The 16,735-nt window shown below is 59.2% G+C and carries 18 protein-coding genes; 13 read left to right on the top strand and 5 right to left on the bottom strand.

Features of this window, described 5'->3' with window-relative positions:
- The first annotated feature begins 271 nt into the window (after window positions 1–271).
- Window positions 272–2,068 (top strand): Na/Pi cotransporter family protein, encoded by a 1,797-nt coding sequence (locus tag R3C19_07240; GenBank protein MEZ6060137.1) that lies wholly within the window; start codon window positions 272–274, stop codon window positions 2,066–2,068.
- A 67-nt stretch (window positions 2,069–2,135) separates the two neighbouring features.
- Window positions 2,136–3,050, top strand: coding sequence for a polyphosphate kinase 2 (gene ppk2, locus R3C19_07235; GenBank protein ID MEZ6060136.1), 915 nt, complete (start codon window positions 2,136–2,138; stop codon window positions 3,048–3,050).
- A gap of 320 nt (window positions 3,051–3,370) precedes the next feature.
- Here ppk2 and R3C19_07230 read toward each other — a convergent pair whose 3' ends face one another.
- The 3 genes from R3C19_07230 to R3C19_07220 form a co-directional block, all read right to left on the bottom strand.
- Window positions 3,371–3,727, bottom strand: coding sequence for a DUF3467 domain-containing protein (locus tag R3C19_07230; GenBank protein MEZ6060135.1), 357 nt, complete (start codon window positions 3,725–3,727; stop codon window positions 3,371–3,373).
- A gap of 340 nt (window positions 3,728–4,067) precedes the next feature.
- On the bottom strand, window positions 4,068–4,808 hold the full coding sequence (locus R3C19_07225) for a polyprenol monophosphomannose synthase (protein ID MEZ6060134.1): 741 nt from the start codon (window positions 4,806–4,808) through the stop codon (window positions 4,068–4,070).
- Window positions 4,809–4,825: 17 nt separating this feature from the next.
- Window positions 4,826–6,046, bottom strand: coding sequence for an SAM-dependent methyltransferase (locus R3C19_07220; protein MEZ6060133.1), 1,221 nt, complete (start codon window positions 6,044–6,046; stop codon window positions 4,826–4,828).
- A 140-nt stretch (window positions 6,047–6,186) separates the two neighbouring features.
- Here R3C19_07220 and R3C19_07215 point away from each other — a divergent pair, with 140 nt between their 5' ends.
- From R3C19_07215 to R3C19_07200, 4 genes are all read left to right on the top strand, one after another.
- Window positions 6,187–6,363, top strand: coding sequence for a hypothetical protein (locus tag R3C19_07215; GenBank protein ID MEZ6060132.1), 177 nt, complete (start codon window positions 6,187–6,189; stop codon window positions 6,361–6,363).
- Window positions 6,364–6,579: 216 nt separating this feature from the next.
- Window positions 6,580–7,053: a hypothetical protein gene (locus R3C19_07210; GenBank protein ID MEZ6060131.1), complete on the top strand. Its 474-nt coding sequence runs from the start codon at window positions 6,580–6,582 to the stop codon at window positions 7,051–7,053.
- Window positions 7,046–7,513 carry a GNAT family N-acetyltransferase gene (locus tag R3C19_07205; GenBank protein ID MEZ6060130.1) on the top strand — a complete coding sequence of 156 codons (468 nt, stop codon included), beginning with the start codon at window positions 7,046–7,048 and terminating at the stop codon, window positions 7,511–7,513. The genes R3C19_07210 and R3C19_07205 overlap by 8 nt, the downstream gene beginning before the upstream one ends.
- Before the next feature lie 123 nt (window positions 7,514–7,636).
- Window positions 7,637–8,641 (top strand): DUF4190 domain-containing protein, encoded by a 1,005-nt coding sequence (locus tag R3C19_07200; GenBank protein ID MEZ6060129.1) that lies wholly within the window; start codon window positions 7,637–7,639, stop codon window positions 8,639–8,641.
- Window positions 8,642–9,905: 1,264 nt separating this feature from the next.
- Here R3C19_07200 and R3C19_07195 read toward each other — a convergent pair.
- Window positions 9,906–11,408 carry a sulfatase gene (locus R3C19_07195; protein MEZ6060128.1) on the bottom strand — a complete coding sequence of 501 codons (1,503 nt, stop codon included), beginning with the start codon at window positions 11,406–11,408 and terminating at the stop codon, window positions 9,906–9,908.
- Window positions 11,409–11,731: 323 nt separating this feature from the next.
- Here R3C19_07195 and R3C19_07190 point away from each other — a divergent pair, with 323 nt between their 5' ends.
- A complete protein-coding gene (locus R3C19_07190; GenBank protein MEZ6060127.1) occupies window positions 11,732–12,352 on the top strand; it encodes a YdeI/OmpD-associated family protein in 621 nt (206 codons plus the stop codon).
- A gap of 112 nt (window positions 12,353–12,464) precedes the next feature.
- Here R3C19_07190 and aroB read toward each other — a convergent pair whose 3' ends face one another.
- Entirely contained in the window at window positions 12,465–13,580 is a 1,116-nt protein-coding gene (aroB, locus tag R3C19_07185; protein ID MEZ6060126.1) for a 3-dehydroquinate synthase, read from the bottom strand.
- A 260-nt stretch (window positions 13,581–13,840) separates the two neighbouring features.
- Here aroB and hisF point away from each other — a divergent pair, with 260 nt between their 5' ends.
- The 6 genes from hisF (at window position 13,841) to R3C19_07155 (ending at window position 16,598) form a co-directional block, all read left to right on the top strand.
- Complete coding sequence (gene hisF, locus R3C19_07180) at window positions 13,841–14,608, top strand: imidazole glycerol phosphate synthase subunit HisF (protein ID MEZ6060125.1); 768 nt, start codon at window positions 13,841–13,843, stop codon at window positions 14,606–14,608.
- A gap of 295 nt (window positions 14,609–14,903) precedes the next feature.
- Entirely contained in the window at window positions 14,904–15,260 is a 357-nt protein-coding gene (locus R3C19_07175; GenBank protein MEZ6060124.1) for a hypothetical protein, read from the top strand.
- A complete protein-coding gene (locus R3C19_07170; protein ID MEZ6060123.1) occupies window positions 15,244–15,483 on the top strand; it encodes a hypothetical protein in 240 nt (79 codons plus the stop codon). Before R3C19_07175 ends, R3C19_07170 begins: the two co-directional genes overlap by 17 nt.
- Complete coding sequence (locus R3C19_07165; GenBank protein ID MEZ6060122.1) at window positions 15,480–15,800, top strand: hypothetical protein; 321 nt, start codon at window positions 15,480–15,482, stop codon at window positions 15,798–15,800. Before R3C19_07170 ends, R3C19_07165 begins: the two co-directional genes overlap by 4 nt.
- A 2-nt stretch (window positions 15,801–15,802) precedes the next feature.
- Window positions 15,803–16,111, top strand: coding sequence for a hypothetical protein (locus R3C19_07160; protein ID MEZ6060121.1), 309 nt, complete (start codon window positions 15,803–15,805; stop codon window positions 16,109–16,111).
- 55 nt (window positions 16,112–16,166) lie between these two features.
- Window positions 16,167–16,598, top strand: a complete 432-nt coding sequence (locus tag R3C19_07155) for an EamA family transporter (protein ID MEZ6060120.1) — start codon at window positions 16,167–16,169, stop codon at window positions 16,596–16,598.
- Window positions 16,599–16,735: the final 137 nt, after the last annotated feature.

The raw sequence follows: 16,735 nt of genomic DNA, 5'->3' as shown, positions 1-16,735 counted from the left end.
AGCAGTCGTTTCGTATTGGAAGACGCTTCCGAGTCACCGCAACCACACGCGCTTGCGGCAACTGGCGGCCTCGTCCACGACAACCAGTCATCGTCAAGAGTGACCCGTCGCGGGTGCAGATTCGCACATCTGTGTCGCGAACGCACTCTCAACGCAACCGCCGGTTATCGTTCGCTCCTTATGTGTTAAAAATTGATGAATAACAAGTTAACATCCCGCCCCTGTCGAAATTTCCGCCGGAATGCTGCCCGCACCGCGGAAGTGTGCTTGAGTGTCCCGGTCTTCCGGTCCCTTCGCCGTTCTTGTCGAAGTCCGCATGCTGCTTGCCGAAGTCACGTCTGAATCGCTGCAGGTCGGTTCCATCATCATGGGACTCGCGGGCGGACTGGCTCTGTTTCTGTTCGGCATGGATCAGATGTCCGACTCGCTGAAGGTCATCGCCGGCAACGGAATGAAGGTGATCCTGGCCCGGTTGACCACCAATCGTTTCACGGGAGCACTGGCCGGAGCCATCGTGACGGCGATCGTGCAGTCGTCGTCCGTGACGACGGTGCTGGTCGTGGGTTTCATCTCGGCCGGCCTGATGACACTCACGCAATCGATCGGTGTCATCATGGGAGCGAACATCGGCACGACCATCACGGCTCAGTTGATCGCGTTCAAGATCACTCACTATTCGCTGTTGCTGGTGGCGATCGGGTTCTTCCTGCTGTTCTGTTCTTCTCGACCGCGAGTTCGCCAGTACGGCACGATGGTGATGGGGCTGGGCCTGATCTTTTTCGGCATGCAACTGATGAGCGACAGCACTCAGCCGCTGAGAACCTATGAGCCGTTCATCCGGCTGATGCAGCACATCGAACATCCGGTGCTCGCGATCTTGATGTCGGCTGTGTTCACCGCACTGGTGCAGAGTTCTTCCGCAACGACAGGACTGGTCATTACCCTGGCAGCTCAGGGATTCATCACGCTGGAAACCGGCATCGCTCTGATCTTCGGAGCCAACATCGGCACGTGCATCACGGCCGCACTGGCCGCGATTGGCAAGCCGCGCGATGCCGTCCGCGCGGCGGCGGCACATGTTGTTTTCAACGTGGTCGGTGTCGCCATCTGGTTCACGGCGATTCCACAACTGGCGGTCATTGTGGAATGGCTGTCTCCGTCCAGTCCGGAACTGGTCGGCACCGCCAGACTCGCGGCGGAAACACCGCGACAGATCGCGAACGCTCACACGGTCTTCAACGTCGCCAACACGCTGCTGCTGATCGGATTCACGACGCCGCTGGGGTGGTTTGTCCGCCGCATCGTGCCGGACCGTATCCAGCCGGAACCTGCGGTCGCTCAGCCGAAGTATCTGGACCCGATTCTGCTGCAGACGCCCGCGATGGCGATGGACATCGTGCGGATGGAACTCGGACGCCTGGGAGCCGCAGCCCTTTACATGATGCGCGGCGCACTTGATACCGTGATTCACGGGAATGATGAAGACTTCAGCAATCTGAAAGCACTGGACGACAACGTCGACGCGCTGCACGGAGCCATCGTGACGTATCTGGGGCGGCTGTCGCAGGAGAATCTGACAAAGCGACAGGCTGAACAGCTTGCCGACTATCTCGCGGCCGCCAACTATCTGGAAAACATCGGGGACCTGATCGAAACCAATCTGGTCGACGCCGGACGAAATCGTCTGCGAGCCAACCTGCAGGTCAGCCCGCTCACCGAGAAAGTGCTCGATGACCTCAACCGAGCCGTGACGCGGGCCACGGAGCGAGCCATCCGGGCACTCGTTTCCAACGATCTGGAAGCAGCCAAAGAAGTGGCCGATGCCAAGCAGGAAGTCAATCGCCTGTCTGCCGAAGCCGAACGTCATCTGTCACGACGCCTCGCCGCTGACGAACCCAACCGACTGGCCATGTTCCGTCTGGAATCGGAACTCATGGAATACATCAAGCGCATGTATTACTTCGCCAAACGAATTGCCAAGCTGGTGATCGAAGAAGACCTGAATCACGTGCAGACACCAGAGGAAGCCGAAACCCGCGTGCAACCGGCCGAGAATGCCACGGTCTGAGCACAGCTCCGCGTCGTTTAGCCCAGGCCGTGTACACCCTCTGCCATGCCAACAAACGGGAGTCGCCATGACACAGTCAGCGTTATCCGATGAAATGGACGACGAAGAAATGGACGACAAACGTGCCCCCCGCAGCACGTCGACCGCAAGCGAAGTTCGTCACCAACAGGAACCATCGTCTCGGCAGGCGAAAAGCGGGACACGCAAGCTTCGCACGAAGGTCTACAACAAACAGTTGAAAAAGCTTCACATCGAACTGGTCAAACTGCAGGAATGGATTCGCCACGCGGGCCTGCGAGTTGTGATTCTGTTCGAAGGCCGCGACGCGGCAGGCAAAGGCGGCACGATCAAACGGATTGCGGAACCTCTGAACCCGCGAATCTGTCGCATCGCCGCACTCGGCGTCCCGACAGAACGCGAAAAATCACAGTGGTATTTTCAGCGCTATGCCTCTCATCTGCCTGCGGCCGGCGAAATGGTGCTGTTTGACCGCAGTTGGTACAACCGCGCCGGAGTGGAACGCGTGATGGGTTTCTGCACGGACGAGGAGTACCAGGAATTCCGCGAATCCTGCCCGGAGTTCGAACGCCTGCTGCTGCGATCCGGCATCATTCTGATCAAGTACTGGTTCTCCATCAGCGACGAAGAACAACAGCGCCGCTTTCGCCGCCGCATCAAAACGCCCACCAAACGCTGGAAGCTGAGCCCCATGGATGTGGAATCGCTGACACGATGGGAAGACTATTCGCGCGCCAAGGACGAGATGTTCGAATTCTCTGACCTGGAAGAATCTCCATGGCATGTCGTCGAGGCCGATGACAAGAAGCGCGCGAGGTTGAACTGCATCGGCCACATCCTGAGTCAGATTCCCTACGATTCCGTCCCCAAACAACGCATCGAACTCCCGGAACGCCCGCCGGAACAAAACGGCTACGCTCGTCCGCCGATCGCGAATCAGCGATTCGTTCCGGATCGGTACTGAATTCCGCGCCGTCTCAGTGAACACCCTCGCCCGAGCCTGCTTCGCTCGTTTTGGCGGTGTCGTCAACGCGCAGTTTGAACTCGCCGAGACCGAAGCGCCGGTTCTCCGGCATTTGATACGGACGCACGTGATTTCTTCAAACGGCAAGGCAGGACGGCGCGTCGCGGCGAGGCACGGCTACATCGCCGCACCGCATTCAGATCAGGACATTCCGGAGTAACGAACGAATCCGGAAGCGGTTGACTCGGCATAAAAAAAGGCCGCAGCGTCAGGCTGCGGCCTTTGGTCTTCTGTTGGTTAACTCATGTCGCCGGCGGCGATTACTGGCCAGGCTGAGGTTTTACGCGTTTGCGGACGTCGGTTTCCAGAGTTCCGAATGCCTGCTCATGGCGCTGCAGAGCCATCGACAGAGCGCTCCACAGTCGCTTGGCTGTGTAGTGATTCAGGATGATGCGATTGTTCACTTTGACGTCGACTTTTCCGGTCGCGTACGGAGTCGGGTTCAGGCCAAGGTCCAGAATCAGTTCTTCGGGAGTGCTGGACACTCGACAGAAGTTCGCGTACCCGGCGTTTGCCTGGGAATCGTCCACGACGACTTCCTGCGTCTGCTGGGCCTGTGCTTCCGCCGGAGCCGCCGGTGCCTTGGTACCTTCGCTCTTCTCTTCGCTCTTTGCCACTTCGTGATCTCCTCGTTTCTTTTCGAAACCAATTGTTCCGCAGTCACGTCGACTGCCAGTCATTCTGTTCGCACTGTTCGCGAAATGGTTATTCGCGACATTTACTCGTGACACGGGTATCTGCGACAACCGTGGATGTTCAGGCGTCGGTCCACATTATGCATGCTGTCGATTGCCGCGCAAAAGCCTTGAATGCCAGCCTTATACCAGCCTTACCTGGGAGTCGCAACGAATTCGTTTGTCGAATTCCACGACGCACGAAGCCCGGGATTCCAACGTATTCGCTGGCTCAGACGTTCGGTTTCGGTGGCAGATTGCCTGTCGCAGCAGTTCGCGAAACTCATGACCGGCCGCGCGGGGAGTTTTTTTTTCCGCCGGTCAGACGCTGGATGCCGAGCCGCAGGATCATCCAGATGGCGATCATCACTTCCCGGCCGCTGATCTTTGTTCGGCCCAGGCGGCGATCTTCGAAGTGAATGGGGGTTTCCTGGAACGTGCAGCCAACCTGTCGGCAGCGGTACAGCACCTCTTCTTCAAAGGCGTAGCCCATCGCCAGAGTCTGGTCCCAGTCGATTTCCGCAAGCTTCGCGACGCGGTAGCAACGGAAGCTGCCGCTGCAGTCGCGGGTTTTCAGACCCAGCAGCAGCCGCGAATAGACATTGACGCCGCGGCTCATCACGTGCCGGGTCCACGACCAGCCGGAGATTCCTCCGCCGGGAACATAGCGCGAGCCGATCGATACGTCGCACGTCTTCACGCAATCCAGCAGCGCGGGAATGTGGCGGGGATGATGGCTGAAGTCAGCATCCAGATTCAGCAGCAGTTCATAGTCGTGCTGAATGCCGTAGCGAAATCCGGCCAGCGTCGCCGCTCCGATTCCCAGCTTGAACGGCCGGTGGATGACCCTGACGTGATCATCCTGCGCGGCGAATTCGTCGGCGGCCTGTCCGGTGCCGTCGGGAGAATTGTCGTCCAGAATAAGGACGTCGGCCTGGGGAGCCACTTCGCGCAATTGCGGTATCAGCAACCGGATATTATCCAGTTCGTTGTACGTACAGACGGTGATCAGCAGATGCGGCATGAAGCGGGGATGCTGGTTCAGCGAGCGGTCAGAAGGCCGTATTCTTCAAGTTGCCGCTCCAGTCTCAACATCGGCAGGCGAAAGGTCTCGGAAAACTTCCGCAATTGCGCGGCAGGATCGTCAACGTCGCGCGGCCGATCCGTTGCAGTCCGCCGGATCGCTCGAATCAGCACGTTCTTCGGCGTGTGCTGCATGTCGATGAACTCCTGCACGACGGTGGAATAGCCGGCCTGCTCCAGCAGCGAAGCCCGCACCGCGTCGGTTGCCATCGCACAGAACCGTTCGTGCAGAATCCCGTGGCGAGACAACATCGGCTGAACATCGCGAGACAATGCCGCGGCCAGCTCATGCTGACAGCAGGGAACCGCCAGGATCACAGCGCTGCGCCACAGGACGGCTTTCGCCAGAGCGTCATCTGTGGCGGTATCGCACGCGTGCAGAGAAATCGTCAGATGAACATCGCCGTCCGGTTCAAGCGACGCGATGTCTCCCACGGCGAAGTTCAGCCCCGGCAACCGCAGTTCCTCGACGATCTTCACGCAGGTTTCGATGACGTCGGCGCGGCGGTCAAGTCCCGTGATTGCAGCGTCGCGACCCAGAATCGACGTCAGCAGATAATGCGTGGCAAACGTCAGATAGCTCTTACCGCAGCCGAAATCGATTACTCGCAGCGTGCCCGTCGAGGGCAGCCGGTCAGCGACGTCTCGAATGAATTCCGCGAACCGGTTGATCTGCCGGAATTTGCGAAAATGCTTTGCCTTTACGCGGCCGTCGGCAGACATGATGCCCGTCGCCACCAGAAACGGCACCGGGACGCCGTCCGGAATCAGATACTGCCGACGACGATCATGGCTGCTCAGCGAATCGTCGTCGTCGGATTGTCCGGCGGGCGGATCTGTTCGAACCTGCTGTTTCAGCGAACACACTCCCTTCCTGCTGCGCCGGCCGAACCACACTGCAGTCGTAGTGTGAATGGTGATGTCACGAAATCGGCCGGAGGCGAGTTCCATGAGTTCACCAGCCGCCTGTTCCGGAAGCAGATTCTGGTGGACTTCCTGGTTCCCGGTCCGCGACGCGAACTGGTACGTTCGGCGGCCCTTTAACAGAATCGGCCGGACGTCAACTCGGGAGACCTGCGACGAACGATCGGCGGGCCGGCTGAAGACGGCTTTCTTCAATTCGTCCGCAGCCACGCAGTCGCCGATCAGTCGTTTCAGTTCGTCGGCAGCGTCTGCCATGTGTCGCAATCTTTCCGCCACTCGATAAACTTGCCGACTGCCCCCGACCCCGACTCCGCTCCGCGCGCCATGACCGGCGTCGCCGTCTTGTCCGGGATCAGTCGGGGCCGCGAATTTTCAAGGCAACGGATTACAATCGAATGGCGCTCAACAAGAAACAGAAGAAACAAATTGACGCGGCAAAGAACAAGATTCAAAAACTGCAGCAACTGCTGAACGCCGCTCGAAATCAGCCGGACGATCCCGCCGAAGCGCCAAGGCTGGAAAAGGAAATCGCAGCGCTGCAGGCGGAAATCGAGAAGATCAAGAACTCCTGACGATACATTCGAAATCGGCGATTGATGCGAATAGTTGTCGGGTCCGCGGTGTGAGAAGTCTCCGAAATCTCCGAGCGCTGGCGGCATCGTTCGACGTCGATTGTTTCGCGCATCATCGTTGAACTGCGGAGCGATGCCTGACGCTGGATTCCTGCACGCTGCCGAGCTCGTACCACCGGCGTTTGCGTGACATTCTCTTCCCGATCAATGCGGTCCATGTCAGAAAGTTCGGAAGCTCATCCTCCCACAGTCATCGTCGTTCATCCCCGCGAACGGCGCAGCAAGTGTTCCGTCGAACCGCTGCGAGGCCGGGACGACTTTCGTTTTTTCACCTTTCCCGAAAAGATCACACTGCCGCTGAACAACTACGTGCGGCTGGGGCTGGATGGTCCGGAACTGAAGCCGGACGATGCGGCTCGGGGACTGCTGCTGCTGGATGGAACCTGGCGGCTGGCTCAGCGAATGGAGCCCTTCTTTCGCCATGTTCCTGTTCGCTCCCTGCCGCCGACCAAAACAGCGTACCCGCGTGTTTCGAAAAAGTACGCCGACCCCGCCGAGGGGCTCGCCACCATCGAAGCGCTGTACGCCGCGCTGCGGATCATGCAGCGGCCGCTCCACGGACTGCTGGACACCTACTATTGGAAAGACGAATTTCTGACACGCAACGGCTGGGATCCGCATCGTGAATAGTTCCACAACAATCATCTGCCGTCCCGCGACACCGGGCGACGTCGACGTCATCACGGACTTCAATTGCCGGCTGGCTTTCGAAACAGAATCGCTGACTCTGGATTCTGACATCGTGCGGCGGGGAGTCGCCCGCAGCCTGCAGCTCAGTCCCGAAGCTCAGTACTTCGTGGCGGTTGTGAACAGCGACGTTGTGGGCCAGTTGATGCTGACTCGGGAATGGAGCGACTGGCGAAACGGCTGGATCGTCTGGCTGCAGAGCGTTTACGTTGACGAACGTTTCCGGAAGGCTGGCGTGTTTCGTGAACTGTTTCGCTTCGTTCGCAGACGACTTGCCGAACAGCCGGACGTCGTCGGCATTCGGTTGTATGTGGAATCCGAAAACGCTGCCGCACTGGGAACGTACTCCCGCCTGGGATTCCGCCAGTCGGGCTATCTGGTGCTGGAAATGTCCGACGACTGATGTCATCGTCGACAGGAAAACTTCCCGGAATGGCGCGAAGCTTCCGCGCGTCGCGGCGAATCACCAGGTGTCCCGCCATTCCGTTTCGCCCGGTTCCTCGCGCTGGTCATTGAAGGATGCTCCATGCGATCACCGCACAATTCTGACGATTCTCCGTACCGGCAGCCTCAATCGCATGTCACGGTCAGTCACGCGTGGCAGACACAGAAAACCTCGGCGCTGGCGATTCTGAGCCTCCTGTCGGGAGTCATGGCGTTCCCGATGATGTGCCTGTGCTTCGTGTCGATTCCGTTTTCACTGGTCGCCATCGTCAGCGGTCACATGGCTCGAGGAATCGTGCGGCAGTCGCAGGGGCAATATGCGGGAGCCGAGATTGCGACGTTCGGCCTGCTGACCGGATATACCAGCCTGATCCTGACGGTCGGAATTCTGCTGTTCACGATCGGCAGCCGCGATTCTTCCAACATGAGGATCGTCGTCAACAGCGGATCGAACGGCAGCGGAAGCGTCTCAGAAATTCTGCTGGACGCGGCGGAAGCGATGCTGCTGCGCGATGAACGACCGGCGACATTCGCCAACGATTCTTCAACCGGCGACGCGTCGCTGCTGGCGAGTCACTTCGTTGAAGCGCTCGGCAAGGCCGATTCGCTGCTGTTTACGGAAACCGGCGACCAGCCCGCCGCGCAATCGCGAACTTACCGAGCCTTCGTGCAGCTCAACGACAATTCCTGCGCCATTCTGCTGTACGTTCCCGAATTCGACCGATTTACGGATTCCGCAAAAAAGACGCTCAGTCAGGTCGCCTGGCTGACGGCTCAGCGAACGCTGGATTCGACATTGCTCGAAGGCAGCGATCTGGCCGTGGCCGTGTATTCGTCGACCGGTCTGCAGAACGCGATGATCGGCGAAGTTCGGATCAGCGATGAATTTGACGCCGGCCTGAATTCTTCCGACACAGACCGCAGCCGTCTGTTTCCCTTCTTCCCGAAACCCTCGCGACCGCAACCGCCACAGCACTCGCAGCTTCCATCGGACGAGGATGCCCGGCCAAAGATCGACACGAACCCCAACATCAGCGAACTGCCCGAAACCCACCACGACGAACCCGCGAATAGTCGCCCCGAGTAGGTTCCCTGAGCCCAACGGAACCCGACCCGGACATCGCACAGCCGTCGTCCCGGATACTCGTGACACTGCCGTCGCCGCGCTGTAAGCTGATTCTCGAAGCCGCTTCCGTCAGCCGCCGAACTCGGCACAACGAACGCCAGCAGCTCAAAAAAGCGGCAAGGTTCAACGCCCGTTCAATCCCGCGGCACCCCGTTTCCGGACGGACCACTATTGGTTCTGTTGCAAAAAACTTTGCAGAAGTGTCGCCATGCACGTGCCGCGAATCGTGAAGTCATATCCCCTCAGTCTAGTCTTTGTTGCGGCATGCCCGGCAATCTGGGTTCTCGCCGTCGCACTCAGCTGCCTTGGTGCGTTCACCGATAACCCAAGTGCCTCTCGGACCGGCACTATCACGTTTTTGCTGGCAATGAAGCTGACTTTGCCGTTCGGCATCTGCTGCGCGCTACAGAGTTGGCGAATGTCCCGTGCGGAAGGCGTTGCCACGGATTCCCATGACATTGTCGAGTTCTTGCCAGCGCGACAGGTTTTGTGCTGATCGTGCTGGGTGCAGTCTTTGTGACGTATTAAGGTTCTTTCGGCAAAAGGGAAGCGGCGCTCAAGGTGTACTCGACCCGGGTGGGTGGCACTGGCTGACCGGCAGATCCACTTTTGACCATCTGCGGGGATTCATTTTGTGATTGGTCGGCGTCGTGTGATTTGCGTGCTTCTGGTGGCGGTGGCAAGCTACTTTGCAGTAGCGCTGCGTGCATACAACGGATATTCGCCCCTGCAGGCAGTCACGTTTCCGTTCGCCCCGTCGCCTGCTGAACTCTGTGAAATTGGGGCACCGATTACGGTCCCATTGGAGAGCTACCGAAGCAAGTTACGGCCATTTCCCCGATTCGCTGGCGGACGCCGGGATATCGCCGCCGGACGATTTTCGGGCCGTGGGGCTACATGGTGCTCGATGACGCCCAGTCTTGCCAGTTGGCCATCGGCGACTATGGTCGATACTTGTTCGAGTGTTTCCTGGACACCCGAAGACCCAGGTGGTACATCGACACGTAACCGCAGAATTCGTTCAAATCGGGAAATCGCAGGAGCCGGGTTGACGCGGCTTGCGCGATCGGCCCTCTCCCCGATTTTCTGCTGGACTGCAAGAAAAATCTCCCTCTCCCGCTGCGCGGGCGGTCGCGTGACGACCGCAGAAGTTTAACGCCAGGGTGGTGAAACGGGCTGAGGTTTCGCCGAACAGAATTTTTTCGCGGACGGTGAATCATCCGCGCTAGGGATTCGGCTGCGGAACGTTGCGGGTGTTGTCGAACACGATCTGCCTTATGCCCGGTGGAACCGTGCGAGCATCAGCGATGCGGTCCTGCAGTTGTTTCGACAGCCGAGTAACCGTATCGGCGTGCTGCGGATCGTCGGCCAGATTGTGCAGTTCGTCCGGATCGTTCACGGAATCGTAGAGTTCATGACCCTCTTCGCCGCCTGCGCCCCAGGCCGTGTAGCGATACTTCGCGGTGCGAATGCTGTAGCCGTTTGCGTATTGAGTCAGCGCAGTGTCTCGCACAACGGCTGCGACATCGGATAGTGCCGGTACCAGGCTGACTCCCGTAACGGATTCAGGTGTTTCCAGCCCGGCGAGATCCGTCAGCGTCGGATAGATGTCGACCATCTCCGCCATCGTGCCGGCTTCCTGCCCTGACGCGGTGACGCCCGGACCGGCAATGATCAGAGGCACTCGCGTCGCGTTTTCGAACAGCGTCGTCTTTTGATAGTAGCCGTGTTCTCCCATGTGATAGCCGTGGTCCGATGTGAACACGATAATGGTGTTCTCTGCCAGTCCCGTCTGCTGCAGCGCGGACAAAATGCGACCGATTTGAGCGTCCGCGAACGTGATCGACGCGTAGTAGGCCTGAATCGCCTGCTTCGCCACTCGGGGATCAAGATCAACCTGGTCCTTCTTGCGGTTCAGTGAACGAACGGCCGGTTTGGGCAGCGTGCTCAGATAGTTGGCCGGCACCGTCGGCACGCGAATTTCTTCGGTCGGGTACATCTCAAAATACTTCTTCGGAGCGACGTACGGCGTGTGCGGACGATACAGGCCGACAGCCAGATAGAACGGTGTGCCATCGGCGGCATGTCGCTTCAGCATGTCTTCGGCACGGGCCGCGGCGATCGCGTCTGTTTGTTCTTCGTCGGTTCCTTCCGCCGCCAGCCAACTGAGTGTGCCGCCGAAGTTTCCCGGAACCAGACTGAAGATCAGGTCTTCGTCGTCCTTATCGCGTCCTCGTGGATTGATCGTGTAGTTCCACGAATACGGATCATCGTGCCCGCTGGTACCGATGTGACGCGGCACGTTGTAGTGGTAGATCTTTCCGATCCGCGTCGCGAAGTACCCGGCGCTGCGGAAGACCTGAGGAATCGTCAGCACATTCGGCACATGTTCGCGCAGATAAATGGCGTTGCGGCGGATCAGTGTCTGATCGGGATACATTCCCGTCATAAAGGAAGCTCGCGACGGCCCGCACAGCGGATACTGGCAGTGAGCATTCCGAAACCGCACTCCGCGAGCCGCCAGAGCGTCGATGTTGGGCGTCTTCACCAGCGGATGACCGTAGCAGCCCAGGTCGCAGTTCAGGTCATCGCAGATCAGGAACAGGACGTTTGGCTTTGCATGTGTCTGACCGGACTGCGGTTCGGCAGCACTCGCAGCACAGGCTCCTGCGGCGGAACACAGCAACAATGCCAGTATCGCGACAAACGGCTTTTCGTAACGGTGCATTCGCATCGACCCCGATCCCCCTGCAAAGAACATCAGCGACCGGCCTGGTTGGCACGGAAACAGCGTTCGCAGCGTAGTCAGCGAACCGGCCACAGACAAACGCAGGTTGCGGTGACGATGCTTCGACGCAGGTCTGAAGAACCCTGGCGCTGCGCCGCGTCCGGCGAACGGATGGAACTCGGCGCCGCCACGGCACGCCACAAACACCGGAATCCGCCGACGCCGCCGGACACATTCATCGAAGATGTGCGATGCAGCATTTTCGCGTATAAGTAAAGTCCCGGCGCACAACTTTCAGGCCGCATGAAATCCGGAGTCCCGGGATGATCACCGATATCGAAGACTTCTTTTCCAAAGGCTGCGGGCGCTGCGAGCGATTCGCGACTCCCGATTGCTCAACACGGAAATGGATTGGCGGACTGACGGCTCTTCGCCGCATCTGCCTGGGCGCGCGGCTTGTCGAGACCGTCAAATGGGGACATCCGTGTTACATGCATGCGGATCGCAACGTCGTCATTCTGGGCGCGTTTCGCGATGACTTTCGGCTGAGTTTCTTCAATGCGGCCCTGATGAAGGACCCGCACGGCGTCATGGAAAAGCAGGGACCGAACACCCGTCACGCGGACATGATTCGCTTCACGACGAATGCTCAGGCGACGGAGATGCGGCCGGTGATCGTGTCGTATCTTGAAGAAGCGATGGAGTACGCGGCTGCAGGCACGAAGCCACCAAAGGTGCAGCAGGAGCTTGAGTTTCCTGTGGAGCTGCTGGAAGCGCTGGCATCCGATCCCGAGCTTGCCGATGCTTTTCACGGTCTGACACCGGGCCGGCAGAAGAGCTACGTGATCAACCTGAACTCCGCAAAAAAACCGGAAACTCGCGTCACGCGGATCGCCCGATTCCGTGACAGAATCCTGGCCGGAAAAGGGGCGAATGAACGCTGACCGCACTTGAAACATGGTTCATGCGGGAGTTGCGACGAACACGGTGAGATCGAAGCAGCAGCACGGCAGCGCGGGTCGTGCGGTTTCACCCCGGGGACGCGTCACGATCACTTCACAGACACGTCACGGCCAGATCGGGAGCGACTCCCCTGACTGTCTCCACGTGACCGATGCGGTCGGGCAGCACGAATCGCAGACTGCCGGCGACGGTTTTCTTGTCCAGCAGCATGCGTTCGATGATCTGGTTCGCCATGCTTTTCAGTTCCTTCGGCACTTCCGTCGGCAGTTCGACGGCGGACAGCAGATCGATCTGTCGCTGTGTATCCTGCGCTGAAATCCGGCCCAGCTTTTCCGCAAGCCGGCTGGCGCAGATCATGCCGATCGCGACCGCTTCGCCGTGCAGCAGTGTTCCGTATCCGGTGAGTGCTTCGAATGCGTGACCGAATGTGTGACCATAGTTCAGTACCGCTCGCAGCCCGGTGGTTTCGCGTTCATCCTGAGTCACCACCTGAGCTTTGAGTTGACAACTGCGGGCGATCACATGCCGCAGGATTTCGGGATCGCGGTTGTTCAGCCCGTCGACGCGGGCTTCCAGGTAGTCGAAGAAGTCGCCGTCCAGAATGACACCGTATTTGATGACTTCGGCCAGTCCGGCGGCGTATTCGCGTTCCGGCAGTGTCGTCAGCGAATTGGTATCGATCAGTACTCCGGCCGGCTGATGGAAGGCTCCGATCAGATTCTTGCCCTGAGCATGATTGACTCCCGTTTTTCCGCCGACGGAACTGTCAACCTGAGCCAGCAGCGTGGTGGGCACCTGAATGAATCTCAGGCCGCGAGCGTACGTGGCGGCGACGTAGCCCGCGAGATCACCGACGACTCCGCCGCCGACGGCGACAACAACGGTCTGGCGATCGGCTCCGAACGTGACCAGTTCGTCGTAGAGCCTGGACGCCTGTTCCAGCGACTTCGATTTTTCGCCGGGAACGATGATCGCGGAGCCCACGTGCGAAACGGTCTCCTTCAGCGAATTCTCCACGGCAACGGCATACGGGTAGTGAACGATTTCGTCCGTCACAACCATGCACCACAGCGGGTCGTCGTTTGTGATCGACAGCCATTCACGAAACTGCCGGGCGGAATCCGCAAGCAGGCTCTGCCCGATCACAATGTCGTAGCTGCGATATCCCAGATCGACATGGACGGTTTCTGATGAAGCTGTTGAGGCCATGGAACAGTGCGTCTCCGCGAAGTCTGAGTCTGTGAGAAGCCGCCGGTTTCGAGTCCGGCGACCGACGGCCCGACCGCCGACAATCGATCGTATTCGGCGGGTTTCGGCGGGAAAACGGGGACCGTCCCGACCAAATCAGCGAATCGCCGCCGTCTGACGGCAGGTCAGTTGACCAGGGCGCACATCGGCGGTCTCATACGCCTCCCATTCGTCGCCCGCAACGCGCCGTCGTTCCGGAAGTCTGTGTCAAAGTCGAAACCATGCTGGCTAAGCGTATCATTCCCTGCCTGGACGTTCACGCCGGGCGAGTCGTGAAGGGAGTGAATTTTGTCAATCTTCAGGACGCCGGCGATCCCGTTGAGATCGCTCAGAAATACGAACAGCAGGGCGCCGACGAACTGGTGTTTCTGGACATCACCGCCAGTCACGAAGAACGCGACATTATTCTGGACGTTGTGTCCCGAACATCAGAAGTCGTCTTTATGCCGCTGACCGTCGGCGGCGGGATTCGCACGGTGGACGACATTCGCCGGCTGCTGAAAGCCGGCTGCGATAAGGTCTCGATCAACTCAGCAGCGGTGAAGACTCCGGAATTCGTCAGCGAAGCCGCTCTGAAGTTCGGCAGCCAGTGCATCGTGGTCAACATCGATCCGAAACGGATTCAGAAGGACGGCCGCGAATTCTGGGACGTTCACATCAACGGCGGCCGCCTGCCCACCGGTCTGGAAGCCGTTGCCTGGGCCGTTGAAGTCGAACGGCTGGGCGCAGGAGAAATCGTGCTGACGTGCATGGATGCTGACGGAACAAAGGACGGCTACGATCTGGAAATCACGCGAGCGGTCGCGGACGCCGTTTCCATTCCCGTTGTCGCCAGCGGCGGAGCGGGGTGCCCGGAACACCTGTTTCAGGCCGTCACCACCGGCGGAGCCAGCGCGGCTCTGGCGGCCAGCATTTTTCACTACGGAACCTACACCATTGAAGAAACGAAACGATACATGGCGGAACGCGGCGTGGTTGTAAGACTGTAGCGCGCGCCAAAATACAGTTCCCCGCGACCGGCAGCACGCACTTTGGCGCGAATGCGATAATCCGCATCACGCGCACTGGGTTCCCGCCTTCGCGGGAATGACGGGATATTAGGCCTGCGGCCGATGAGAACATACCCTCCCGTTTCAACGGGAGGGTCGAAGACTGATCGCCGTGCAGGCGATCAAACGAGGAGCGTCCGAGCAAGGGGAGTTCCCTGTGCGACGCCCTCCCCGCGATCGAACGCCTGAACGGCATTCGATCGGCGACCCTCCCGTTTCAACGGGAGGGTGACACATGTCGCTCTGCATTGGTAAATTCTCATCTGCCCATCGCCTTAGTTCAGCAAACGGAAAAATCAGAAACATGGCACGAGCACGAGACTGGCTGAAGTCGACCTTTGACCCGAACAAAGACATTGAGATCAACAAGATCTTCAAGCTGGCCGTCAAACATAAGGCGTCCGACATTCATCTGCAGGTGGACCGCCCGCCTGTGCTGCGAATTCGCGGCAACCTGAAGGAACTGGAAATGCCGCCCATCGCCGAAGGGCAGATGGTGGATTTGACATTTCCGATGATGGACCAGCGCAACCTGGACATCTTCATCGCGACGGCGCGCGGACTTTTCCAAGGTCGTGATCTACAAGGATGAACCGTGGCGGTATCGTGTCAACCTGCTGACTCAACTGGGCAAGGTCGGCATGGTGGCTCGCCGGATTGAGCGGTTCATTCCGCCGTTTGACAAGCTGTATCTGCCGCCGATCATGGAACAACTGTGCAAGTTCGATCAGGGCATGGTGCTGCTGGCCGGCGTCACCGGGTCCGGAAAAGCACGACGATTGCGTCGATGCTGGACTGGATCAATCACAACATGAACAAGCACATCCTGACGATCGAAGACCCGATCGAGTTCATCTACACGTCGGACCAGTGCCTGATTAACCAGCGGGAAATCGGCCAGGACGTGGTCGACTTCCACGTGGCGATGAAACACGCCGTGCGAGAAGACCCGACATCATGCTGGTGGGCGAAATGCGAGACCGCGAAACCTTCGAAACCGCCATTCACGCCGCGGAAACCGGCCACCTGGTGTTCGGAACGATTCACGTCCACCGCACCCGGCACAATTCCCGTATCATCGACCTGTTCCCCGGCCGACATGCACGCGGCGACCGCGCGGCGATCGGAATGAGCATGAAGGCAATCGTCGGCCAGAAACTGCTGAAGACAATCGTCGACGAACCCGGCCGTGTGCCGATCGTCGAAATCATGACGTTCAACCCGACCGTGCGCAAGCTGGTTATGGAAAACGAAGACGAAAAGCTGCCCGCCGCGATTCGCATCGGCAGAGACGAAGGCATGCAGTTGTTCAATGACAGCCTGTACGACTTCGTAACGCGGGAATTCATCAGCCGCGAAACAGCGTTCGAAGTATCACCCAACGTCGAAGAACTGAAGATGAAGCTCAAGGGCATCGAAGTGAAGGGACCGTCGATTCTGTAACACGGGCCGATCCTGCTTCAAAGCCATCCTTCCAAATCAGCGCCGGGCGACGAACATGCCAAATTCCTCCGCGTGGCTTTACTGGGCACTTCTGTCCGCGGTGTTCGCCGCGCTGACGGCGATCTTTGCGAAAGTCGGCCTGCAGGATGTCGACTCCGACATGGCCACGCTGGTGCGAACGGTGATTATCATCGCCGTGCTGGGATTGTTTGTCGCGATCACGGGGAAGTGGACCAACCCGCTGCTGCTGCCGCGGAAGACGTGGGTGTTCCTGAGTCTGTCCGGGTTGGCAACGGGAGCCTCCTGGGTCTGCTACTGCGCGCTGCAGATTGGCGACGCGTCGCGAGTGGCTCCCGTCGACAAGCTCAGTCTGGTGCTGGTCGCCGCATTCGCCTTCGTGTTTCTGGGCGAACGGCTGTCCCTTCGCGAATGGACGGGCGTCGGACTTGTCGCGGCCGGTGTGCTGATGCTGGCCGCCAAACGCTGACGCTGGACTCGTCCGTGTGCCGCCCATCCGCTCCGCAGACAACGTCGCGAGATTCCACACGCACGCGCGGGACGCTGAACGGACCGCCGCGCGTTTCCGTTCCGGTGATGGTCGGCTATTCTGGGGCTCCACCGCAA

It is taken from the genome of Planctomycetaceae bacterium (assembly GCA_041398785.1).
Lineage (GTDB): Bacteria > Planctomycetota > Planctomycetia > Planctomycetales > Planctomycetaceae > JAWKUA01.
The sequence above is the reverse complement of the archived record's forward strand: the minus strand, read 5'-3'. Positions and strand labels throughout refer to the sequence as shown.

Excerpts from the sequence above, each read along its gene's own strand:
- hisF (MEZ6060125.1), top strand. The coding sequence starts at position 13,841 with ATGCTGGCTAAGCGTATCATTCCCTGCCTGGACGTTCACGCCGGGCGA.
- R3C19_07210 (MEZ6060131.1), top strand. The coding sequence starts at position 6,580 with ATGTCAGAAAGTTCGGAAGCTCATCCTCCCACAGTCATCGTCGTTCAT.
- R3C19_07195 (MEZ6060128.1), bottom strand. The coding sequence starts at position 11,408 with ATGCACCGTTACGAAAAGCCGTTTGTCGCGATACTGGCATTGTTGCTG.
- R3C19_07175 (MEZ6060124.1), top strand. The coding sequence starts at position 14,904 with ATGTCGCTCTGCATTGGTAAATTCTCATCTGCCCATCGCCTTAGTTCA.
- R3C19_07200 (MEZ6060129.1), top strand. The coding sequence starts at position 7,637 with ATGCGATCACCGCACAATTCTGACGATTCTCCGTACCGGCAGCCTCAA.
- R3C19_07225 (MEZ6060134.1), bottom strand. The coding sequence starts at position 4,808 with ATGCCGCATCTGCTGATCACCGTCTGTACGTACAACGAACTGGATAAT.
- R3C19_07165 (MEZ6060122.1), top strand. The coding sequence starts at position 15,480 with ATGAACAAGCACATCCTGACGATCGAAGACCCGATCGAGTTCATCTAC.
- R3C19_07215 (MEZ6060132.1), top strand. The coding sequence starts at position 6,187 with ATGGCGCTCAACAAGAAACAGAAGAAACAAATTGACGCGGCAAAGAAC.
- R3C19_07155 (MEZ6060120.1), top strand. The coding sequence starts at position 16,167 with ATGCCAAATTCCTCCGCGTGGCTTTACTGGGCACTTCTGTCCGCGGTG.
- R3C19_07220 (MEZ6060133.1), bottom strand. The coding sequence starts at position 6,046 with ATGGCAGACGCTGCCGACGAACTGAAACGACTGATCGGCGACTGCGTG.
- aroB (MEZ6060126.1), bottom strand. The coding sequence starts at position 13,580 with ATGGCCTCAACAGCTTCATCAGAAACCGTCCATGTCGATCTGGGATAT.
- ppk2 (MEZ6060136.1), top strand. The coding sequence starts at position 2,136 with ATGACACAGTCAGCGTTATCCGATGAAATGGACGACGAAGAAATGGAC.
- R3C19_07190 (MEZ6060127.1), top strand. The coding sequence starts at position 11,732 with ATGATCACCGATATCGAAGACTTCTTTTCCAAAGGCTGCGGGCGCTGC.
- R3C19_07160 (MEZ6060121.1), top strand. The coding sequence starts at position 15,803 with ATGAAGGCAATCGTCGGCCAGAAACTGCTGAAGACAATCGTCGACGAA.